23 protein-coding genes and 1 riboswitch are annotated in these 21,146 nt (G+C 62.9%); of the genes, 8 read left to right on the top strand and 15 right to left on the bottom strand.

What is annotated here, in order from left to right:
• Positions 1 to 8: 8 nt before the first annotated feature.
• The 3 genes from ABWU19_RS03195 to ABWU19_RS03185 all read right to left on the bottom strand — a co-directional run bounded on the left by ABWU19_RS03195 (position 9) and on the right by ABWU19_RS03185 (position 2,423).
• A complete protein-coding gene (locus ABWU19_RS03195; RefSeq protein WP_435900326.1) occupies positions 9 to 236 on the bottom strand; it encodes a hypothetical protein in 228 nt (75 codons plus the stop codon).
• 259 nt (positions 237 to 495) lie between these two features.
• Entirely contained in the window at positions 496 to 2,052 is a 1,557-nt protein-coding gene (locus ABWU19_RS03190) for an acyl-CoA mutase large subunit family protein (protein ID WP_435900325.1), read from the bottom strand.
• Between the two features lie 206 nt (positions 2,053 to 2,258).
• A complete protein-coding gene (locus ABWU19_RS03185) occupies positions 2,259 to 2,423 on the bottom strand; it encodes a hypothetical protein (RefSeq protein WP_435900324.1) in 165 nt (54 codons plus the stop codon).
• 524 nt (positions 2,424 to 2,947) lie between these two features.
• On the opposite strand from ABWU19_RS03185, the gene minD reads away from it, so the two are divergent.
• Both minD and minE read left to right on the top strand, forming a co-directional pair.
• Positions 2,948 to 3,751, top strand: a complete 804-nt coding sequence (minD, locus tag ABWU19_RS03180) for a septum site-determining protein MinD (RefSeq protein WP_435900323.1) — start codon at positions 2,948 to 2,950, stop codon at positions 3,749 to 3,751.
• The gene (gene minE / locus ABWU19_RS03175) at positions 3,751 to 3,975 is read left to right on the top strand and encodes a cell division topological specificity factor MinE (protein WP_435900336.1); all 225 of its coding nucleotides are present in this window, start codon (positions 3,751 to 3,753) and stop codon (positions 3,973 to 3,975) included. Before minD ends, minE begins: the two co-directional genes overlap by 1 nt.
• A gap of 209 nt (positions 3,976 to 4,184) precedes the next feature.
• Here minE and ABWU19_RS03170 read toward each other — a convergent pair whose 3' ends face one another.
• Positions 4,185 to 4,859, bottom strand: a complete 675-nt coding sequence (locus ABWU19_RS03170; RefSeq protein WP_435900322.1) for a chromosome segregation protein ScpA — start codon at positions 4,857 to 4,859, stop codon at positions 4,185 to 4,187.
• Positions 4,860 to 4,867: 8 nt separating this feature from the next.
• The gene (gene trpS, locus ABWU19_RS03165) at positions 4,868 to 5,908 is read right to left on the bottom strand and encodes a tryptophan--tRNA ligase (RefSeq protein ID WP_435900321.1); all 1,041 of its coding nucleotides are present in this window, start codon (positions 5,906 to 5,908) and stop codon (positions 4,868 to 4,870) included.
• A gap of 87 nt (positions 5,909 to 5,995) precedes the next feature.
• Here trpS and ABWU19_RS03160 point away from each other — a divergent pair, with 87 nt between their 5' ends.
• From ABWU19_RS03160 to ABWU19_RS03140, 5 genes are all read left to right on the top strand, one after another.
• Positions 5,996 to 6,550, top strand: a complete 555-nt coding sequence (locus ABWU19_RS03160; RefSeq protein ID WP_435900320.1) for a sigma-70 family RNA polymerase sigma factor — start codon at positions 5,996 to 5,998, stop codon at positions 6,548 to 6,550.
• A complete protein-coding gene (locus ABWU19_RS03155; protein ID WP_435900319.1) occupies positions 6,540 to 7,157 on the top strand; it encodes an anti-sigma factor domain-containing protein in 618 nt (205 codons plus the stop codon). Before ABWU19_RS03160 ends, ABWU19_RS03155 begins: the two co-directional genes overlap by 11 nt.
• 128 nt (positions 7,158 to 7,285) lie before the next feature.
• Complete coding sequence (locus ABWU19_RS03150) at positions 7,286 to 7,918, top strand: ferritin-like domain-containing protein (RefSeq protein ID WP_435900318.1); 633 nt, start codon at positions 7,286 to 7,288, stop codon at positions 7,916 to 7,918.
• 12 nt (positions 7,919 to 7,930) lie between these two features.
• Positions 7,931 to 8,440, top strand: a complete 510-nt coding sequence (locus tag ABWU19_RS03145; protein WP_435900317.1) for a CHRD domain-containing protein — start codon at positions 7,931 to 7,933, stop codon at positions 8,438 to 8,440.
• A gap of 97 nt (positions 8,441 to 8,537) precedes the next feature.
• Positions 8,538 to 9,431 carry a ferritin-like domain-containing protein gene (locus ABWU19_RS03140; RefSeq protein ID WP_435900316.1) on the top strand — a complete coding sequence of 298 codons (894 nt, stop codon included), beginning with the start codon at positions 8,538 to 8,540 and terminating at the stop codon, positions 9,429 to 9,431.
• A gap of 87 nt (positions 9,432 to 9,518) precedes the next feature.
• On the opposite strand, the gene ABWU19_RS03135 is transcribed toward ABWU19_RS03140, so the two are convergent.
• The 3 genes from ABWU19_RS03135 to ribD form a co-directional block, all read right to left on the bottom strand.
• Entirely contained in the window at positions 9,519 to 10,718 is a 1,200-nt protein-coding gene (locus tag ABWU19_RS03135; RefSeq protein WP_435900315.1) for a bifunctional 3,4-dihydroxy-2-butanone-4-phosphate synthase/GTP cyclohydrolase II, read from the bottom strand.
• Complete coding sequence (locus ABWU19_RS03130) at positions 10,711 to 11,313, bottom strand: riboflavin synthase (protein ID WP_435900314.1); 603 nt, start codon at positions 11,311 to 11,313, stop codon at positions 10,711 to 10,713. Before ABWU19_RS03130 ends, ABWU19_RS03135 begins: the two co-directional genes overlap by 8 nt.
• Before the next feature lie 2 nt (positions 11,314 to 11,315).
• Positions 11,316 to 12,506 carry a bifunctional diaminohydroxyphosphoribosylaminopyrimidine deaminase/5-amino-6-(5-phosphoribosylamino)uracil reductase RibD gene (ribD, locus tag ABWU19_RS03125; RefSeq protein WP_435900313.1) on the bottom strand — a complete coding sequence of 397 codons (1,191 nt, stop codon included), beginning with the start codon at positions 12,504 to 12,506 and terminating at the stop codon, positions 11,316 to 11,318.
• A riboswitch (FMN riboswitch) is annotated at positions 12,491 to 12,612 on the bottom strand. It overlaps the preceding gene by 16 nt.
• 85 nt (positions 12,613 to 12,697) lie before the next feature.
• Between ribD and ribH the strand changes: the two genes are divergently transcribed.
• A complete protein-coding gene (gene ribH, locus ABWU19_RS03120; RefSeq protein ID WP_435900312.1) occupies positions 12,698 to 13,192 on the top strand; it encodes a 6,7-dimethyl-8-ribityllumazine synthase in 495 nt (164 codons plus the stop codon).
• 416 nt (positions 13,193 to 13,608) lie between these two features.
• Here ribH and purF read toward each other — a convergent pair whose 3' ends face one another.
• Genes purF through purB form a run of 7 tightly spaced genes read right to left on the bottom strand, consistent with a single transcriptional unit; the run spans position 13,609 to position 20,998 of the window.
• Positions 13,609 to 15,006, bottom strand: coding sequence for an amidophosphoribosyltransferase (purF, locus tag ABWU19_RS03115; protein WP_027877717.1), 1,398 nt, complete (start codon positions 15,004 to 15,006; stop codon positions 13,609 to 13,611).
• Entirely contained in the window at positions 15,006 to 17,207 is a 2,202-nt protein-coding gene (purL, locus tag ABWU19_RS03110; protein ID WP_435900311.1) for a phosphoribosylformylglycinamidine synthase subunit PurL, read from the bottom strand. The genes purF and purL overlap by 1 nt, the downstream gene beginning before the upstream one ends.
• A complete protein-coding gene (locus ABWU19_RS03105) occupies positions 17,207 to 17,956 on the bottom strand; it encodes an HAD family hydrolase (RefSeq protein WP_435900310.1) in 750 nt (249 codons plus the stop codon). Before ABWU19_RS03105 ends, purL begins: the two co-directional genes overlap by 1 nt.
• Before the next feature lie 29 nt (positions 17,957 to 17,985).
• Positions 17,986 to 18,693: a phosphoribosylformylglycinamidine synthase subunit PurQ gene (gene purQ / locus ABWU19_RS03100; RefSeq protein ID WP_435900309.1), complete on the bottom strand. Its 708-nt coding sequence runs from the start codon at positions 18,691 to 18,693 to the stop codon at positions 17,986 to 17,988.
• Positions 18,690 to 18,941, bottom strand: a complete 252-nt coding sequence (purS, locus tag ABWU19_RS03095; protein ID WP_435900308.1) for a phosphoribosylformylglycinamidine synthase subunit PurS — start codon at positions 18,939 to 18,941, stop codon at positions 18,690 to 18,692. Before purS ends, purQ begins: the two co-directional genes overlap by 4 nt.
• Entirely contained in the window at positions 18,938 to 19,648 is a 711-nt protein-coding gene (purC, locus tag ABWU19_RS03090; protein WP_435900307.1) for a phosphoribosylaminoimidazolesuccinocarboxamide synthase, read from the bottom strand. Before purC ends, purS begins: the two co-directional genes overlap by 4 nt.
• Before the next feature lie 39 nt (positions 19,649 to 19,687).
• Entirely contained in the window at positions 19,688 to 20,998 is a 1,311-nt protein-coding gene (gene purB, locus ABWU19_RS03085) for an adenylosuccinate lyase (RefSeq protein WP_435900306.1), read from the bottom strand.
• Positions 20,999 to 21,146: the final 148 nt, after the last annotated feature.

Genomic DNA, 21,146 nt, shown 5'->3' with positions numbered 1-21,146 from the left:
GCAGCGGTCTAAAGACCTGCACAGCCCACTGGAGCTGTGGGGTTCTCGGTCATGCGCCACTCGCCGGAGGGCAGTTGTGCTGCCTGGTAGTAAATGTGACGGGGGCTTTTCAGGTCGTCGCTGCCGGCTAGCGAGGCCAAGGCAACCTCCAGCGCCATGCACTGCTCGAGGTCGGCCCCCACGCTATAAAGCTGCCCCCGTTGCGGCATCTCGGCCAGGGCGAAGCCGTCGCTCAAAGATACCCACTGGTGCAGCCTGATCCTAACCGCACAACCCCTGGCTCCTAAGGTCTTCACACTTACGACCTCTCCGGTGGCCGTGTAGGTGCGGTAGGAGTTTGGGGCGTCGCTGGGCTGAGGACGCAGCCATAGGCTGCCAACCCCCGCCAGGGCTGCAATAACCCCTAAAATCCACCAAGGTCTTAGCCTGGCCATCGCCTTTACTATTAGGCCCGATAGGCTGAGCGCTGGATGTGAAGGCTGGCTAAAGGCGGGTTTAGTAAGATGGCTGGTACTCGCCCCACTCTTCGCGCAACACGCCGCAAACCTCGCCCAGGGTGGCGTGCCGACGGAACGCATCCAGAATGTAAGGCATCAGATTCTGCTGGCCTCTGGCGGCTTGGCGCAGGGCTTCCAGCGCATTGCCTGTGGCCTGCCCGTCCCGTTTGGCCCGGAAGGCCTGAATCTGGGCCTTGCGGCGGTTGGCTAGTTCGTCGCTGATTTTTTGCACCGGGGTGTGTTCGTTGAGGGGGGAGTCGGGGTTGTTGAAGCGGTTGACCCCCACAATAATGCGCTGGCCGCTCTCGACCTGCCGCTGAAACTCCCAGGCCGACTCCTCAATTTCTTGCTGGAAAAAACCTGCCTCTACTGCCGCGACCGCGCCTCCGAGCTTAGCAATCTGATCGAGATACCCCTGGGCCTGGGCCTCGAGCTGGTCGGTCAGGTGCTCCACATAGAAGCTTCCCCCCAGCGGATCGATGGCCTTGGTGATGCCTGACTCGTAGGCCAGAATTTGCTGGGTGCGCAAAGCCAGCAAGGCGCTTTTTTCGGTGGGCAGGCCCAGGGCCTCGTCGTAGGCGTTGGTGTGCAGGCTTTGGGTTCCGCCCAGTACTGCGGCCAGAGCCTGGTAGGCTGTGCGCACCACGTTGTTCAGGGGTTCCTGGGCGGTCAGGGTAGAGCCGCCGGTCTGGGTGTGGAAGCGCAGCATCCAGCTTTTGGGGTCTTTGGCATTAAACTCCTGACGCATGATGCGGGCCCACATGCGCCGGGCGGCGCGAAACTTGGCGGCCTCTTCCAGAATGTCGTTGTGCGAGGCAAAGAAGAACGACAGCCTGGGGGCAAACGCATCTACATCCAGCCCTGCCTCGATGGCTGCCTGCACATAGGCCTTGCCATTGGCCAGGGTAAAGGCGATCTCCTGTGCGGCGGTCGCGCCCGCTTCGCGGATGTGATACCCCGAGATGCTGATGGTGTTCCAGCGGGGCACCTTCTCACTGCAGAAGGCAAAAACATCGGTTATGAGCCGCATGGAGGGGCTAGGGGGATAGATGTACGTGCCGCGGGCAATGTACTCTTTCAGGATGTCGTTTTGGATGGTACCGCCCACCTGATCCCAGCCTACCCCCTGCTCTTCAGCTACCAGCAAATACAGCGCCAGCAGCATGTTGGCGGGCGCGTTGATGGTCATGCTGGTAGTAACTTTGTCCAGTGGAATGCCGTCCAGCAAGGTTCGCATATCCTCGATACAGGCGATCGAGACCCCTACCTTGCCTACCTCGCCTACGCTCAAGGGATGGTCGGGATCCATTCCGAGTTGGGTGGGCAGGTCGAAGGCCACCGAGAGCCCGGTCTGCCCTTGTGAAAGCAGGTAGCGGTAACGGGCGTTGGACTCCTCGGCGCTGCTGAACCCGGCGTACTGCCGCATGGTCCAGGGGCGGTCGGTGTACATCCGGGGGTAGACCCCCCGTGTGAAGGGGTACTGCCCAGGTCGGCCCAGCCGTTCCTGGTAACCTTCGGGCAGGGATTCAAAAAGATTTTCAACAGTGGTTGGCATTGACCCTCCTATTTGCCTATAAGCGCCCCAAAGGGGCCCACTTTTCAAGAACTTGCAATGTTTGCTGGTGCCTTAGCAGAGCAGGTCTGGCCTTTCGATGCAAAAGCAGCAGGGCTGACGTAGGACCCAGGGATCCCAGGTGTGCAAAACCTGTTTGCCGGAGTTGAGGCGCTGGTGACTGGATCAAGTGTGTTCACCGACTTTGCTCAGAAGACCACATACAGCAAAAGCAGTACCAGCAGAGCGGCTCCGAAAATCAGCAGTAGGGGAGGGAGCAGGATGGAGTAAGCCGCAATCACCAGGGCTATAAAATCCTTCCAGTCGGGTTTGATATCCCCATGCTTTGCTTCTTGGTTTTTGGGCTCGTACATACCTTGATTGTAACGCTTTGCCAGGACTCAACCAGTCCTTGGAGTGATCTTCAGAGAAAATGGTACAAAGCCAATTGCAACAAGGGCTGTTCAAGGCTTATTTTTTTGCCGCAGGGAAACTTGAAAACATGCGTCTGGGCCAGGTTAGCCACGCTGTGGCTATGGCTCACACCATCCCCTAGCAGACGCATTCTTGTTTTCGTGCAGCAGCAAAAAATAGCGAATACTGCGATAATATCCATCCGACATGAACCCAGATAGGGCTTTATACCCGGGCGCACGAGCCAGTGGCCCCTGCCTGGCTTTACAGAGCCTGATAAGAAATGTCTTTGATTTTTTCTTTTGCTGGGGCCCCCACCTGAAGCTCTGCCAAGGGTTGCCATTACAGCACAGGCGGTTTTGACCTGAACTAAAGAGAAAGTTTCAGGTGGGGTTCATATGACATATCGTCTATCTTGCTCGTATACTGGTATCAGCGCTTAGCAGGCTGAAACAGTCTGGCCTTATACTCTGGAGGATTTGGTGTGAATGCCCGTGCGATTGTGGTGACATCTGGGAAAGGTGGTGTTGGAAAGACCACCACCACAGCCAACGTGGGTGCAGCATTGGCCAGGTTGGGCGAGAAAGTGGCCGTAGTGGATGTGGATGTGGGGTTGCGCAACCTGGATGTGGTGATGGGCCTCGAGGGTCGGGTGGTCTACGACCTGATCGATGTGATTGAGGGCAAATGCAAACTGCGGCAGGCCCTCATCCGCGACAAGCGCATCGAGGGGCTGGCCCTGCTGGCTGCCTCGCAGACCAGGGACAAGGAGGCCCTCGACCCCGAGAAGTTCCGCCATATCGTGAAGGCCCTGCTGGAAGAAGAAGGCTTCGACCGGGTGCTCATAGACTCGCCCGCTGGCATCGAGAAAGGTTTCCAGACCGCCGCCACCCCTGCCGAGGGGGCGCTGGTGGTGGTGAACCCGGAGGTCTCGAGCGTGCGCGACGCCGACCGCATCATCGGGATGCTGGAAGCCCGCGAAATCCGGGAGAACTACCTGGTCATCAACCGCCTGCGCCCCAAGATGGTGCAGCGCGGTGACATGCTCTCGGTGGAAGACGTGGTGGAAATTCTGGGCATCAAGCCCATCGGTATTGTGCCCGAAGACGAGAGTGTCCTGATTTCCACCAACCAAGGCGAGCCGCTGGTGCTCAAGAACGGTACGGTTGCGGGCAAGGCTTTCCTAGAGATTGCCCAGCGGGTGCGGGGCGAAGACGTGCCTTTTGCGTCCCTGAACGACTCACCGGGCTTTTTAGGAACCCTGCGGCGGCTCTTTGGGGGTAGATGATGTGGCCCTGGCAGCGCAAAAGCAAGGACACCCTGAAGGAGCGCCTTAAGGTGGTGCTGGCCTACGACCGGGCCCACCTGAGTCCGGGCATGGTGGAGCAGCTTAAGCAAGACCTGCTGGCGGTGTTGAAGCGCTACTTTCCCGACGAGGAGAACCTCTCCATTCAGGTAGAGACCCTGGACGACAAGATGAAGCTCCAGGCCGATGTACCCATTCCGAAGTGATTAAACCGGGGGACAGACCAGGGCCAGGCGGTTGCGGTGCTCATGGACAAGTGGCCTGTCCGACGGGACAAAAAGCAGACTGGGATTCACCTCTGCCGGAAAATTGGTGATTGAAGCGCACAGGCGCGGCCTTCCGGATGGGAGGCCGCTGTCCTGTGCAGAACACAGCAGTAAAGTTGATAAGAGTCTCAAGGACAATGAAGAGCACACTAGCGGTTGGTTTTTAGCTCGACCTCGAGCGCCCCAAAATTCTCCTGTTGCCACAACTCCACCTCACCCTGCTTCTTGGCTTCCAGGAGGGAGGCAAAAGCCACCGTTTGTTCGCTCCAGCTACGAAAAGGCATCCGGCTAAACAGAGCCCGGCCCACACCCCACAAAAAGCCCTTGATGCGCTCCCAGGCTTCGCGCAGGCCAAAGGTCTCGGGCTCGAGGTGCAACTCAGCCCGTCTGGCAAAGGGCTCTACCGCCCGCACCAGCATCTGCAAGGGCATGGGGCGCAGACGACGGTCTTTGGGCAGGGGAGAAGGGGGTACCGGCAGCACGCGCGCGCGCTCGCGGGAACGCTGCTCGAGGAAGGCGATGGCCTCTTCCAGGGCTACCAGGGTCTCCAGGAAGGCCGGGCCGCTCTCTTCTTCCAGCGCTTCGTCCTCGGCCAGAATTACCTGGGGCCGCTTGGCAAAAGCCCGCAGCTTGAAGAGCACCAGCTCGGCCAGCAGGGGCAGCAGCTCGCTCCGTTCGGCGAGCCCCAGGGCCTGTACCTGGGCCAGGGCTTGCTCGGTGAGGGCCAGCACCGGCAGGTCTTTGGCCGCGATCCGGCCTTTGCGCACCTGCTCGGAAAGCTCCCTGGGGGTTCCGCTAAAGTTGCCAAAGCTCAGGGTGATCACGGTCTGGCCTATTGGGAAGCCACTTTGGGCTGCGCCTGCACTCCAGATGTGCGCCCGCGGGGTCTGAGCAGTCCAAACTTGTCCCGTACCTCTTCCATGGTGGCCTGGGCGATGCGGCGGGCTTTGGCCGCCCCCTCCTCGAGGGCCCCCAGCACCCGGTCGGGGTTGGCCCGCAGCTCCAGGGCGCGTTCGCGGATGGGCCTTAGGGTCTTCATCATCTCCTGCATCAAGAGCTGTTTGACCACCAGGGTCCCGATGCCCCGTCGGCGGTACTCCTCGCGCAGTACCTGCACCAGCTCGGGTGGGGCAAAATACTGCAAGAACTTGAAGACCACGCTCCGCTCAGGGTCGCCGGGGTCGGAGAGCCGGATGCGGGCCGGGTCGTCGGGCATGGTGCGGATCTTGGCCCAGATGCTTTCCTCGTCCTCTAGCAGGCCAATGGTGTTGCCCACGCTTTTGGACATCTTGGCCTTGCCGTCGATGCCGGGCACGCGGGGGGCATGGGGGTTTAGGTAAACCTGGGGTTCGGGGAAGGTTTCGCCGTACTCCAGGTTCCAGCGGCGGGCAATCTCGCGGGTGAGCTCCAAGTGCTGGATCTGGTCGTCGCCCACCGGCACGGTGTCGGCCTTGTACAGCAGGATGTCGGCGGCCATCAGCACCGGGTACATCAAGAGCCCCGCCGGAACCGACTCCAGCTTGGCCGCTTTGTCCTTGAACTGGGTCATGCGGGTCAGGTCGCCGTAGGGGGTCTGGGTGGTAAAAATCCAGGCCAGTTCGGTGTGTTCGGGTACGTGCGACTGCACAAAAAGAATTACCTTGCTGGGGTCGAGGCCTGCGGCCATGTTGACCAGCGCCGCATCGAAGGTGCGCTGGGCCAGCAGGTCTTTGTCGTAGGCCGCCGGGTTGGTGGGGGCGTGGTAGTCCACAATGCAGTAGATGGCATTCTGCCCCAGCTTCTCACCCAGGGCGATGTAGTTGACCATTGCGCCCAGGTAGTTACCGATGTGCAGGTCGCCGGTGGGTTGAAAGCCAGAAAAAACCCGCTTCACATGGGATAGAATAGCAGGCCATGTGGACTTGTGCACAGGCTGAAAACCAAAACTTTAGCAAAATACGTATGTTAGCATAGGCCGAGCATGAGCCTCGAGGCCTTCTCCGACGAAGCGTTGCTGGCTTTGGTGGCCAAAGGAGAGGAAGCCGCCTTGCAGCAGATTTTCCGGCGCTATGCGGGGGCTTTTCTGGGCCTGGCCCGGCGCATGGGCCTTGACTCGGCCAGTCGAGAGGACGTGGTGCAGGAAGTGTTTAGCAAAATCTGGAGGAATGCCCGGGAGTTTGACCCCAAGAGGGCCTCGGCCCGGGCCTGGTTGCTGGCGATTGCCCACCACACCACGGTCGATCAGCTGCGCCGTCTGGAGGCCCGCCCGCAAGCCATAGAACCCACGGAAGATGCGCCCGAGGCCTTTGACCTTCCCGGCCCTGGACTCGACGAGGAGCATCATCTGGACCGCATCCGGCTTCGCCAGGCGCTCTCTCGCCTGGGACCTGAGGAGCAGGAGGTCATCGAGGTGCTGTTTTTCCAGGGCTATGCCCACCAGGAGGCCGCCCTCAAGCTCGATATTCCCCTCGGTACCCTTAAGACCCGGGCCCGCCGAGCGCTTTCCCGCCTGAAGGAGGAGTTGGGTGAAGCCTGAGGAAGTGCGCGAACTCCTGCCCTTGTATGCCCTGGGGGCTTTAGAGCCCGAGGAGCGGGAGCGGCTCGAGGCCGCCCTCAAGGGTTATCCCGAGCTCTGGGCCGAGGCCAAGGCCCTGCAGGAGACCGCCGCCGACCTGGCCGGTCTGGTTCCCCCAGACCCAGTACCCCCAGGTCTGGAGCAAAAGGTCATGGCCCGCCTGCGGCCTTCCCGGCGCTTTACCCTTCCCATCTGGCTAAGCCGTGCGGCGGTGCTGTTGCTGCTGCTGGGGCTGGGCTACAGCGGGGGGTGGAGTGCTTTCTGGTTGCTTTCGCTGCGCGACCCCGAGACCCGGGTGGTCGCCCTGGCCAGCCCTAAAGGCGAGGTGGTCGGGCGGGTCATCCAGCGCGGGGATAAGCTGGCCCTGGTCCTGCTCGACCGCTGGCCCCCCCCGGGTCAGGTTTTCCAGGCCTGGGGACTGGTTCAGGGAAGCCCCACCCCCCTGCCCACCTTCCGTACCCCGCTTAAGAGCCTGCGCCTTCCCCCGGAAGCAGAAGCCCTGGCGGTCTCGCTCGAGCCCCCGGGTGGAAGCCGTCAGCCCACCACCCTGCTGGGTCTACCCCAGTAGGGGCGATTTGGGAAGAAGATTGCCGGATTGCCAATTCTATAGCTTCCTGTGAAGGTGCAGAAGCAACTGGTTTGGCCTGGTTAATCCAAACACCCCTCCGGCTGCGAACAGCAGGTTGGAGGTGCAAAATGGAAAAGCAACCCCAAAACCTGGCCCGCAGGAAGTTCGTTAAGGTCATGACCGCCGCCGGTCTCTCCACGGCCCTGGCCCACAGCCTGGTGGGACAGGCCCTGGCCCAGTCGCAGGGCGTGAGCGATCTGGACGTGCTCAACCTGGCCCTGACCGCCGAGTACCTGGCTACCGATGCCTACACCCGGGCCCTGACGGTGAACTTCCCGGGTGAGATTCGGGACTACCTGTCCGAGGCCCTGAAGCACGAGGAGGCGCACGTCAAGGCCCTGACCGATACCATCCGGGGGCCCTTTAATGCCATGCCGGTGGCTCGCCCACAATTTGCCTACGGCGACCTGCAGTTCAACACCGCCAATCGGCTTAAGGTGCTGGAGACCCTGGTGGCCCTCGAGACCGCCTTTACCGGGGCCTATCTGGGGGCCATCCCCCTGATTCAAAACAAAGCCGTGCTCTCGGCGGCGGCCAGCATCGCCATGAACGAGGAAGCCCACCTGGCCGTCCTGCGCGACTCGGTGCTGAGCCTGGGTGGGCGGGTAGAAGGCACCCAGACCCCGGTGGGTCGGGCCTTTGCCGTTGCCATCACCCCTCAGCAGGCCACCCAGGCTGTGCAAGGTTTTGTCCGCAAGTAAAGGTGATTTGAGATGCGGCGTCGCTTGTTTCTAGGTGGCATGGGGGCCAGCCTGGCCGTGCTGGGCCTGGGGGGTGTACAGGCCCAGGGGATGGGCGGCTTTGTGCGGGCCGTGCTCCTGAATGGGGCCGAGGTGGTGCCAAACCCGGTCAACACGCCGGCCCTGGCGGTGGTGCGCCTCGAGCTCATGGGTTCCAGCCTGAGCATCCAGGGCGCGGTGGCCAACCTGGCGGGTCCTTTCCGCGACTATACCCGCGATCCGGTGGACGACCCCGCCCTGAACGCCCGCCTGACCAGCGCCGTTCACCTGCACCGAGGGGCCAAGGGACAAAACGGCCCCTTGCTGCAGGCGCTCAAGGTGACGGCTGCGCCCGATGCTCGAAGCGCTACCTTTATGGATCGGCTCGAGCTAAGCCTGGACGACCTGAACCGCCTGTACCGGGGAGAGCTTTACTTCGACCTTCATACCGCAGCTTTCCGGGCGGGCGAGCTGCGCGGGCAGATTCAAGTAAACCCCACCTGAAGCTTTCTGTTTAGTGCAGGTTAAAACCGACTCTTGGCGCGCTTCAGGTGGGCGCCCCAAGGCAAAGCACCAATCAAGGACATTTCTGGAGGTAGATATGAACCGCAGGGAGATGCTGAAGCAGACCGGTGTGATGGGCACGGGTTTGGTGTTGGGGGGTGTGATGGGTGCTTGTGCCACCACCCCTGGTATGAGCCAGGGCCCCAACCAGGATGTGGCCATCCTCAACTTTGCCCTCAATCTGGAGTACCTCGAGGCCGCCTTTTACCTGGCCGCGGTGGGGCGCATCAACGATATTAGGAGCATCGGCGGTAACGCCGAAATCCGCCTGCCTTCAGGCTTCAACGGCACCAGCCCGGTTCCTGGCATGAGCCAGGACGTGCTCGAGTACGCCCAGGAAATTGCCGAAGACGAGCTGGCCCACGTGAAATTCCTCCGCCAGGCCCTGGGCTCGGCTGCGGTAGAGCGTCCGGTGATTGACCTCGACCAGGCCTTCCAGGCTGCCGGGAGTGCTGCCAGCGGCGGGGCCATCACCAATTTCAACCCCTTCGCAAACGAACTCTTCTTCATCCATGGGGCCTTTATTTTTGAGGATGTGGGCGTCACCGCTTACAAGGGCGCAGCCAGGCTCATCACCGACAAGAACAACGTCCTGGATCCAGCCGCGGGAATTCTGGCGGTGGAGGCCTACCACGCTGGGGTAATCCGGCTGCTGCTGTACGATCGCAAGGACATGATGGTTACCCCAAGCCTCACCGTCGAGCAGGTGGTACAGGCCATCAGCAACCTGCGCGCCAGTGTGGGCGGCGGTAAGGATGAGGGCATTACCAAGATGGGCAAGGCCAACCTGGTGGTCGCCGATGCCAACGCGGTGGCTTTCGGACGCACCACCAGCGAGGTGCTCAAAATCGTCTATCTCAACGGTAATGCCAACGTAAGTACGGGCGGCTTCTTCCCCATGGGACTCAACGGCCCGATCAAGACCACCTGAGCTTTATTGCACCCTCGAGCTGGTGAAAAGCCCCAGCAAAAGGGCTCCAGGCCAGCAGACCGGGCGGAGATTCCGCCCGGTCTTTTTCTAGTCTTCAAGCCAGTGCCCCAGCCGCTCCCGCTTGGTGAGCAGGTAGCGCTGGTTGTGTGGGTTGTCGCCACCCTTGAGTGGCAATCGTTCGACGATCTCGAGGCCAAAACCCTCCAAAGCCCGCACCTTGCGGGGGTTGTTGGTGAGCAGGCGCATCCGGCGGATGCCCAGGTCGCGCAGAATCTGGGCCCCCACCCCATAGTCGCGCAGATCGGGGGGAAAGCCCAGGGCCAGGTTGGCCTCCACGGTGTCCAGCCCCTGGTCTTGCAGGGCGTAGGCCTTTAGCTTGTTGATGAGGCCGATGCCGCGCCCTTCCTGGCGCAGGTAGACCAGCACGCCGCGCCCTTCCCGGGCGATCTGCTGCAAAGCCAGGTCGCGCTGAAAACCGCAGTCGCAGCGCAGGCTGTGCAGGCTGTCGCCGGTCAGGCATTCCGAGTGCACGCGCACCAGCACCGGCGTATCCCCGGCCAGGTCGCCCATCACCAGCGTGGCATGTTCCCCTTGGGTGAGGGCATCCCGGTACCCCACCACGCGGAAGGTGCCAAAGCGGGTGGGCAGGCTGGCCTCGGCCTCGCGGCGCACGTAGCCGTCGCCTTGCTCGAGGCGGTAGCGGATCAGCTCGGCGATGGTGCCGACCTTGAGGCCGTGCTGCTGGGCGAAGGCCAGGATGGCCGGCAAGCGCATCATAGAGCCGTCATCGTGCATCAGCTCGCTGATGGCGGCCACCGGATTGAGCCCGGCCAGGCGGCAGAGGTCCACGCTGGCCTCGGTATGGCCGGCCCGGCGCAGCACACCACCTTTCTGAGCCCGCAAGGGGAAGATGTGACCGGGGCGCACGAAGTCGGCAGCAGTGGCCTCTTGGCGGGCCGCCAGGCGCACCGTGGTGGCCCGGTCGGCGGCCGAGATGCCGGTGGTTACCCCTTCGCGGGCTTCGATGGAGACGGTGAAAGCAGTGCTGCGGGGCGCGGTGTTGTCCTTGACCATGGGCGGCAGATCCAGCCGGTCGGCCCATTCTTCGATCATCGCCAGGCAGACCACCCCGCCGGTATGGCGGATGATGAAGGCCATCCACTCGGTGCTCATGTGCTCGGCGGCCATCACCAGGTCACCCTCGTTCTCCCGGTCTTCGTCGTCTACCAGGATAATTGGCCGACCCACGCGCAACTCTTCGATCAGTTCGGGTACTGGGCTAAGCATGACTGCCTCCCCGCAGGATTACCAGGCGTTCGAGATAACGGGCCAGCAGGTCGACCTCGAGGTTCACCCGGTCGCCCTCTGCAAGTGTGTGCAGGGTGGTCTGCTCCAGGGTGTGGGGGATCAGCGTCACCCAGAAGCGGTTTTCCTCGACCCCGGCCACCGTAAGCGAGACACCATCCAGGGCCACCGAGCCCTTGGAAGCGATGTAATGGGCCAGCGTGGGTGGGGCCTCGAACCAGACGTCCCAGGCCCCCATCACCCGCTGCACCCGGAGCACCCGGGCCTGCCCATCCACGTGGCCGGTGACCAGGTGCCCGCCCAGCCGCCCACCCAGGGCCAGGGCCCGCTCGAGGTTGACCTGCTGCCCCACCTCCCAGCGGGGGGCGGTGCGGCGCAGGGTTTCCTGGGCCAGCTCTACCGAAAAGCCCTCTGGCTGTAGCTCCACCACGGTCAGGCAGACCCCCGAGACCGCAATCGAATCACCTGCCTGGGTTCCTTGAAGTACCTTTGTGGCTTCAATCCTGATGTGCTGTAGCTCGCCCCGCTTGCTTGATTCACAGATGTTGCCCACTTCCTCCACGATTCCAGTAAACATGTCTACTCCTTGGGATAGCCCTCCAGCCAGATGTCCCCTTGCAGCACCTCCAGCCGGCTGACCTCGAGGCCCCGCGCCTGCTCCATACGCTCTACCGCGAAGCCGGCCAGTGCGCTGCGCCCTTGGCCCACCAGCTTTGGTGCCAGGAAGAGCGCTACTTTGTCTATCCATCCCCGCTTCAAGAAAGCCCCGGCTAGGGTAGGGCCGCCTTCCAGCAGGACTCCGTCCAGGCCCTGGGCCCATAGCCAGCCCAGGGCGGCCTCGAGGCTGACCCGGCCCTCTTCTGCAGGCAGCTCGACCACTGTAGCGCCCCGCTCTTCCAGGGCTTGCAGACGTGCCTTGGGGGCCTGGGGGCCCACCAGGATGACCACCCGGGCCGCCTCGCCCCGTGGTCCTGGTGCGAAGAGCCGGGCGGTAGGGGGGGTGCGGGCCTGGCTGTCGAGCACCACCTTCAAGGGGTCACGCAGTGCGGGTGGCTCGAGCATCCAGGGAAAAGCCCTGAAATCCGGTTCGCGCACGGTGAGCATCGGATCGTCGGCCAGTACCGTGCCCACGCCCACCATCACCGCCGGCAGCCACTGGCGGTAGCCCTGGGCCACCTGCCGGGCGAGTGCATTTGAGATCCAGTACGCATGGCCGCTCTGGGTGGCCGCCTGCCCATCCAGGCTCAGCGCTGTCTTCCAGAGCACGAAGGGCCGCTGCTGCTTTACACCGTGGAAGAACACTTCGTTCTGGGCCAGCGCTGCTTGCTCTAAAAGCCCTGCCTCTACCCGAACACCAGCCAATTTGAGCCGCTCCAGACCCCCCTGGGCTTTGGGGTTGGGATCGCGTGCCGCTACCACTACCCGGGCTACCCCGGCTTCCAGCAAGGCCAGCGAGCAGGGCGGGGTGCGCCCGTGATGGTTGCAGGGCTCGAGGCTGGTGTAAAGGGTGGCCCCAAAAGCAGCGGCGCCAGCTTGTCGCAAAGCAAAGATTTCGGCGTGGGGCGCACCCGTGCAGGGGTGATGGCCTTCTCCTACGATCTGGCCATCTTTTACCAGTACCGCGCCAACCAGGGGGTTCGGGTGGGTGTGGCCGCGGCCCCTTTCTGCGAGCTGGAGGGTGCGCTGGATAAAGCGCTCGTCTAAACTTCGGCTTACAGATGTATACACATGGACGGTCGAAAGTGTTCGACCATCACCTCCTTCTTCCATCCGGACTTTTACCGTCGGCCCCGGAGTTTCACCGGATCGGGCCCAAAAAAGGGCTTCGCGGGCTTTTACCGCCGGTCGGGATTTGCACCCTGCCCCGAAGGAGGGCAAGTGCAAGTTTAGGCAAGAGGCCGGTGGTTTTTTTGGCAACAGACCACATTGTCTGCCGCACGGCGATGCCCTAGTATGGCGCTATGAAGCGTTTGCAAGCCACCCTTTCGGCACAGGATGTTCGTCTGGCTTTTGCAGTAAGTAGATTCAATGAGCGGGTGACCAAGGCGCTTCTCGAGGGCGCCCTCGAGGCTTACGCCCGCCTGGGTGGTAATACCGATGAGGCCTGGGTGGTCTGGGTTCCGGGTTCTTTCGAACTACCTTTAGCCGCTAAGCGGCTGGCCCGTCATCCCGAGGTGGACGGGGTGGTGGCCCTGGGAGCGGTGATCCGGGGCGAAACCCCCCATTTTGAATACGTCAGTGCTCAGGCGGCCAGCGGCCTGATGCAGGCCATGCTGGAAAGCGAGAAGCCGGTGGCTTTTGGGGTGCTTACCACCGATACTTCTGAACAGGCCGAGGCCAGGGCGGGGGGCAAGGCGGGCAACAAGGGGGCTGAAGCGCTGTATAGCGCGGTGGAGATGGTGCAGCTTCTGCGGGTGCTGGAGCGCTCCTCAGAGAAAATGGCCCCGCGCATCTGAACAAAACCAGGCCTGGGCAGTGTGGTAAAGCCAGGGTTGGGCCGGTTCATCATTTTGATAAGAAATGTCTTTGATTTGTTCTTTTTGCTGGGGCCCCCACCTGAAGCTGTGCCAGGAGCTGCCCATGCATCTGGCGGGCTTTAACCTGCCCTAAACAGAAAGCATCAGGTGGGGTTCATTATGATACCAGATTCGGTTAGTTCGTCACCGAACGGTGTCGAACTAACCCGACCGAAGGGAGTGCTCTAGGATTCAAAAAGATAGCCTCTTAGCGCTTTTTATTTGAAGATTATCTTTTTGAATCCGGTATGATTTGTTCTTTTTTGGGGCCCCCGCCTGCAGCGCGGGCAGCATCAGCCTGAAAAAAGATGGCGCCCTAACCTCTCCCTAACCAAACGATTCAGGCGGGGTTCATATCAGGCCTGCTCGAGCGCCTCTTTGCGCAGGTCTTCTTCGGGCTGCCCTGCCGGGTACTGACCGTTGAAGCAGGCCAGGCAGACCGGCCCCCCAATGGCCCGGCGTACCCCTGGCTCACTCAAAAAAGCCAGCGAGTCGGCCCCGATAAGCTGGCGGATCTGCTCTACCGAGTGGGTAGAGGCCACCAGCTCCTTGCGGGCGGCGGTGTCGATGCCGTAGTAGCAGGGGAACTTGATGGGCGGTGAGGAGATGCGCACGTGCACCTCGGTGGCCCCGGCCTCGCGCAAGAGCTGAACGATGCGGCCCGAGGTGGTGCCGCGCACGATGGAGTCGTCCACCAGCACCACCCGTTTGCCCGCCACCACGGGGGTGGCGGCCAGCTTGAGCCGTACCTTGAGGTCGCGCATGGCCTGGGTGGGCTGGATGAAGGTGCGGCCGGCGTAGGGGTTCTTGTGCAAACCAAAGTCGAAGGGAAGCCCGGAAGCCCGGCTGTAGCCGATGGCGGCTCCGATACCCGAGTCCGGCACCGGCACCACCAGGTCGGCCAGGGCCGGTGCTTCCTGGGCCAGCACCTCACCCATGCGGATGCGGGCGGGATGGGTGGCGATGCCGTCCAGGGTGGCGTCGGCCCGGGCGAAGTAGATCCACTCGAAAGCGCAGGGGGTGGGGTTGGACTCGAGCACCTGCATGGAGTGAAGTTCTCCCGACTCCACCCAGACCAGCTCGCCGGGCCGCACGTCGCGCACAAAGCTGGCCCCCATCAGGGCCAGGGCGGGGGGTTCCGAGGCAAAGACCCAGCCGCCGTTGGACAGCCGCCCGATGACCAAAGGCCTCACTCCGTTGCCATCGCGCAGGGCCAGCACGGTGTGCCGATCCATCAGCACCACGCTAAAGCCCCCGGTGAGCTCCCGCATGGCCCGGGCCGTGGCCTCCACCAGGTTGAGCTTGGCGTAACGGGCAATCAGGTTAATCATCACCTCGGTGTCGTTGGTGGTCTGGAAGACCGCACCGTGCTCTAAAAGCGCCTGGCGAATCTCTATGGCATTAACAAAATTGCCGTTGTGGGCGATGGCCAGAATGCCTTTGGAGCTGCGCACATTGAGGGGCTGGGCGTTGAAGCGCAGGTTGGAGCCGGTGGTGGAGTAGCGGGTATGCCCAATTCCCAGGTTGGCCCCCTCAATCCGCAGTCGCTCCATCCGGGCTTCGTCGAAGACCTGCGTGACCAGCCCCAGGTCTTTCTCAATGACCAGGTCTTTCCCGTTGGAAACACAGATCCCCGCGGCCTCCTGGCCCCGGTGCTGCAGGGCAAAAAGCCCCAGTTGCAGCAGGTCGGCCACCGGCAGGGGCTCAGGCGACCACAGGCCCAAAACACCGCACTCTTCCCGGGGTTTGTCCATCACGGCAGCACCTCCCTGAGCGGGGCTGCCCAGGCCCTTTGCAAGGCGGCCACACTCCACTCCAGGCGCTCTTTGGGCATCAGGATGGTGAGCTTGGTGCCGCCAACCTGGCCCAGAATGTGGTAGGGCAGACCGTGGTTTTCCAGCACCTGCACGGCCATCTGAAGCCGAGCTGGTGCGATGGTGAAAAGGATACGGCTGGGGGCTTCACCAAAGAGCAGGGCATCGGGCCGGGTCTGGCTGCGAATTTCGATGGTGGCCCCCAGGCCATAAGGAAGGCACATCTCGGCCAGGGCTACCGCCAGCCCGCCTTCGGCCAGGTCGTGGGCGGTGTCGACCCATCCCCGCTCGATGAGCTCGCGGATGGCAGCCTGCGCCCGGGCCTCCAGGGTAAGGTCGAGGGGGGGCGGACTCCCGGCCTCCTGGCCGTGCACCACCCACAGGTACTCCGAAGCCCCCAGGTGGCCCTCCTGGTGGCCGATGAGAACCACAAACTCACCCGCTTTTCTAAACCCCAGCTCGGCGCGGCGCTCGAGGTTCTCCAGTAACCCCACCACCCCCACCATCGGGGTGGGTGGAATGCGGTAGTTGGGGCCTTCGTTATAGAGCGAAACGTTGCCCGAGACCACCGGAAGGCCCAGGGCCCTCGAGGCCTCGGCCAGGCCCTGGATGGTTTCGGAAAGCTCGAAGTAGCCCTCGGGGGTCTCGGGGTTGCCGCAGTTGAGGCCGTCGGTGTAGGCCAGCGGCTGCCCTCCCACCACGCTCACGTTGCGGGCAGCTTCGGCCAGGGCGTGCATGGCCCCCAGGCGGGGTGAGAGCTTGGCGTAGCGGGGGTTGGCGTCGACCTTGACCGCCAGGCCCCGCCGGGTGCCCTTGATGCGCAGGATGGCGGCATCGCCCTTGCCGGGAACCAGCACGGTGTTGGTGCCCACCTGGTGGTCGTAGCGCTCGTAGATGGGGGCCCGGCTGCACAGGTTGGGCGAGGCCAGAAGTTGCGGGAGGATTTCCTGCAGCTTAGAGGGCGCCGGCAATGTGCCCAGATCCACTTCCCTGAGCCGGGCGATGGCGGGGTCTTCGCGGCCCTCGCGGGTGTAGGTGGGGCAGTCGGCCAGGGCGGCGGTGGGCACCTCGGCCACCACCTGGCCCTGCTGGAGCACGCGGAATACTGGCTGGGCAATCATACGGGCTACCGGGACGGCGTCCAGGCCGTAATGTGCGGCCAGGGCTTCCAGGTCTTTTTCCTTGCCGGGCCTGGGCACCAGCACCATACGCTCCTGGGACTCTGAGAGCATCAGCTCCAGGGGGTTCATACCCGCCTCGCGCTGGGGTACGCGGTCGAGGTTGAGCTCGAGGCCCAGCCCCGACTTGTGGGCCATCTCGGAAAGGGAGGAGGTGAGCCCTGCCGCGCCCATGTCCTGCACGCCCTCCACCAGGTCCTGCCGGATGGCCTCCAGGGTCAGCTCCATGGTCAGCTTGCCCATGAAGGGGTCGCCTACCTGCACGCTGGGCCGCTTGGACTCGTTTTCCTCGCTGAGTTCCTCCGAGGCGAAAGCCGCGCCCCCGATGCCGTCGCGCCCCGTCTTGGAGCCCACATAGTAGACCGGGCGTGAGAGGGAAGCCCGGCTCTTCTTGAGTTCTTCTACCCGCAATAGCCCCACACACATGGCGTTGACCAGGGGGTTCTCCTGGTAGTCCGGGTGAAAGTAGACCTCGCCCCCCACCGTGGGCACGCCAATGGCGTTGCCGTAGTGGGCGATGCCCTCGACCACCCCCCGTACCAGGTGGCGCGTGCGGGGGTGGTCGGGCCGGCCAAAGCGCAGCGAGTTCAAAAGGGCGATGGGCCGGGCCCCCATGGCCACAATATCGCGGATGATGCCCCCCACCCCGGTGGCCGCGCCCTGGACGGGCTCTACCGCCGAGGGGTGGTTGTGGCTCTCGATTTTGAAGGCCACGGCCCAGCCTTCGCCAATGTCCACCACCCCCGCGTTTTCGCCGGGGCCTTGCAGCACCGAGGGGCCTTCTTTGGGCAACAGGCGCAGCAGCGGGCGGGAGTTCTTGTAGGAGCAGTGCTCGCTCCACATCACCTTGAATAAGTAGAGCTCGAGCCGGTTGGGCTCGCGCCCCAACAGGCGCACAATTTCTTGATACTCAGCCGATGGGATGCCGGTTTCCTGGAGGAGGGAAGGCAGGGTTTCTTGCATTACAGAGCCCTCGGTGGATGCCCGATTACATCCTTGAGCAGCGGGATAAGCTCCTGGTGGTTGCTGATGCGGGCGGTGGGCTCGGGCTGCCCGTTGCGGTGGGTGTGCCCGGTGTAGAGCACCGCGTAGGGGTAGCCGGTCTGGAAGGCCCCAGCGATATCGGTGCGGGGTATATCGCCCACGTGCAGGGCTTCCTGGGGTGTGGCCCCCATCTCGTCCAGGGCGGCCAGGAAGGCCTCGGGCTTGGGTTTGACCACGCCGGTCTCGTCGGAGAAGGAAAAGCCGCTGAACAGGTCGTGCAGCTTGTGGCGCATAAGCTGCTCACGCAGGATGCGCCCGGTGGAGACGCCGGTATCCGACACGATGCCCAGGGTGTAGTGCTGGGCCAGCTTGGGGAGCGTCTCGAGCACCCCCGGCAGCGGGATTAGGTTGCCCTGCAGGGCCGCCTCGACGATGCGCTGGGTGGTGAGGGCGACCTGCCCCTCGTCGTAAGGCAGGCCCAGGTAGGCAAAAATGCGCGTGACCCGTTCGAAGGGGGTCATGACCTGCCCGGCGTTCCAGGCCGCATCAAAGTCCAAGGCGGCCTGCCGCCAGGCCTCCATCACCGTGGCAGGCTCGGCGGGCACGCCGGCCTCGGAGGCGGCGTCCAGCAGTATCTCGTTGCGCAGGTTTTTGACCTGCCCGGCGTACTCCGGGCCTTCGATGAAAAGGGTGCCCCAGAAGTCGAAGGTGATTGCTTTGATGGTCATGCCGTTACCTCCTGATTAAGTTGCTCAGTTCAGGCCACTACCTCGAGGGCTTGTTTCAGGCTGATAAAGAATGGCAGTCCGTCGGCGGAGCCCAGCGTTTCCTCTACGGCTCGTTCGGGGTGGGGCATCATGCCCAGCACGTTGCCCCTTTGGTTCACAATGCCTGCGATGTCGTTCAGGGAGCCATTGGGGTTATAGGCATCATCCTGGACTGCGGGAGAGGCGATTTTTGCAGGTGTGTAGCGGAAAACCACCTGGCGGTTCTGCTCGAGCGCTTCCAGCGTTTTTGCATCGGCGTAGTAGCGGCCCTCGCCGTGGGCGATGGGAATTCGCACCACCTGCCCCGGTGTATAGCTGCTGGTGAAGGGCAGGTCGGTGCGCTCGACCCGCAGGAATACATCTTTGCAGGTGAAGTGCAGGTTGGTGTTGGCCAGAAGCGCCCCCGGCAACAGTCCGGCCTCGGTGAGCACCTGAAAGCCATTGCAGATACCCACCACCGGGTGGCCCCGCTCGGCCAGCCGCCGCACCTCCTGCATCACGGGCGAAAACTTGGCTAAAGCCCCGGCCCGCAGGTAGTCGCCGTAGGAGAAGCCACCGGGCAAGAGCACGGCCTGAAAGCCCTCGAGGTGGGTCTCGGTGTGCCAGACCAGCTCAGCTTTGAGCCCCACCATCTGCAGGGCCCATACCGCGTCCTGGTCGCAGTTAGAACCGGGGAACTGAACCACCGCGACCTTCATGCCAGCTCCTTCACCGCCTCGACCACGAACACTTCCATCACCGGGTTGGCCAGGGCCTTACCGATTTGGTGCGCGGTGGCCCGGGCCTCGGCCTCGCTGGGGGCCTTTAGTTCCATCTCCAGCACCCGCCCTACCCGCACGTTCTCGACCGGGTACTCCAGGCCCTGCAAAACACCTTCCACCGCGCGGCCCTGCGGGTCGAGGATGCCGTCTTTGAGCTCAATTAAGAGGGTTATATGGTATTTCATAGTCTAGCCCCTGCGAGCACCCGCCGCAGCACCTCCTGGTAGGCTTCCTCTACGCCGCCCAGGTCGCGCCGGAAGCGGTCCTTGTCCATTTTTTCGCCGGTTCCCATCTCCCACAGGCGCATGGTGTCGGGCGATATTTCGTCGGCCAGCACCAAGCGGCCATCCTCCAGGCGGCCAAACTCGAGCTTGAAATCAATCAGCTCGAGGTTGCGCTGGGCAAAGTAGTCCTTGAGCAAAGCGTTGATCCGCAGGGCCAGCTCGCGGATGCGCTCCAGCTCGTCCTCGCTAAGAAGCCCCAGGGCCAGGGCTGCGTCGGTATAGATGAGGGGGTCGCCCAGGGCATCGTTTTTGTAGGAGAACTCCAGCAGGGGCTTTGGCAGCACCCGGCCTTCCTCCACCCCGTAGCGCCGGGAGAAGGTTCCGGCGGTGCGGTTACGCACGATGACCTCGATGGGCACAATCTGCACTTTTTTCACCAGCATTTCCCGCTCGGATAGCTGCCGCACGAAGTGCGTGGGAATGCCGTGATCTTCCAGATAACGAAAAAGGGCTGATGAAACCTGGTTGTTAACCACCCCCTTACCGGCAATCTGGGCCCGCTTTTGCCCGTTGAAGGCGGTGGCGTCGTCCTTGAAATAGACCCGCACCAGGCCGGCCTCGGGGCCGGGATAGATGATTTTGGCTTTGCCCTCGTAGAGTTTTTCCATGACGAACCTCTGAAAGCCAGGTAGCTTAATAGTACCCCTCTACAGCCCAAAGCGGGCGTAGATGGTATCCACATGGCGCAAAAAGTAACTGGGGTCGAAAGCCCGGGCCAGTGCTTGGCCCTTCAGGGGGCAGGCTGGGTCGGCCTCGAGCAGTTCCCTGAAGCCCAGCCCCTCCGCCCAGCTTTTGAGGGCATTGCGCTGCACCACCTCGTAGGCTGCGGTACGTTCCAGGCCGGCCTCAATCAGGAGGCCCAGCACCCGCTGGGAGTAGACCAGACCGCGGGTCAGCTCGAGGTTGCGCCGGATATGCTCCTCGAACACCACCAGCCCTTCCAGCACCCGCCCTAAGCGGCGCAGCATGTAGTGGGCCAGGGTGGTGGAGTCGGGCAGGATCACCCGTTCTACCGAGCTGTGTGAGATGTCGCGCTCGTGCCAGAGGGCCACATTTTCCAGCTCTGCTTGCAGGTTGCTGCGCAACAGCCGGGCCAGCCCCGAGAGGTTCTCCAGGGCCACCGGGTTTTTTTTGTGGGGCATGGAGGAGGAGCCCGTTTGTTTGTAGCCGAAAGGCTCCTGGGTTTCCAGCACCTCGGTGCGCTGTAGGTGGCGCAGCTCCACCGTGATGCGCTCGAGGTTGGCCCCCAGAATCGCCAGCGCGCTCATCAGCTCGGCGTGGCGGTCACGCGGTACGACCTGGGTCGAAGCTGGCTCGATCGCAAAACCCAGCCTTTGGCCAACCCAGGCTTCTACCGCGGGTTCGACATGGGCATAATTTCCTACCGAGCCCGAAAGCATAACCACCCGGATGCCTTCGCGGGCCCTCTTCAAGCGCTCCACATCGCGCAGCAGGGCGGCATAAAAAGCCAAAAAGCGCAGGCCAAAACTGGTCGGTTCGGCGTGTACCCCGTGGGTACGCCCCACCGCCGGTAGGTGCTTGTAGCGCACGGCCAGGTTTTTCAGGGCGGCCAGAACCTTATCCAGCTCTTGCTCAATCAGGCCCAGGGCTTCGACCAGCAACAGGTTTTGCGCGGTGTCTACCACGTCGGTGCTGGTCAGGCCCAGGTGCAGCCAGCGGGCCACATCGCCATCGCCCGTCCACTCGGTGAGGGCCCGGGTAAAGGCCACCATGTCGTGGCGGGTCTCGGCTTCGATCTGGTCTACCCGGCGGGCAAAGGCCTGGTCAATGGGTTTTTGCTGCAAGGCTTGGCGCAAACGCTGGGCAGTCCCGCCCGGCACCCTCCCCAGCCTCTCCCAGGCTTCCAGGGCCAGCATCTCCACCTCGGCCCATGCCTGGTACTTGCGCGCCTCGCTCCAGATGACCCGCATCTCGGGGGTCTGGTAGCGCTCGATCATCGCTGTACCCCCTTCACCACAGAAGTGACTTTTTCTTGAGTTTTTCTCACCAGGGATCACTTGTTGTTCTTCATTGCCTCGCAGGACAATCTGGTGAACAACGCCAAGAGCCTATCATGCCTGGGGGGTGGGGGCAACCGAACACCAG

It is taken from the genome of Meiothermus cerbereus (genome assembly GCF_051297115.1).
In the GTDB taxonomy this organism is placed as follows: Bacteria; Deinococcota; Deinococci; order Deinococcales; family Thermaceae; genus Meiothermus; species Meiothermus cerbereus_A.
The sequence above is the reverse complement of the archived record's forward strand: the minus strand, read 5'-3'. Positions and strand labels throughout refer to the sequence as shown.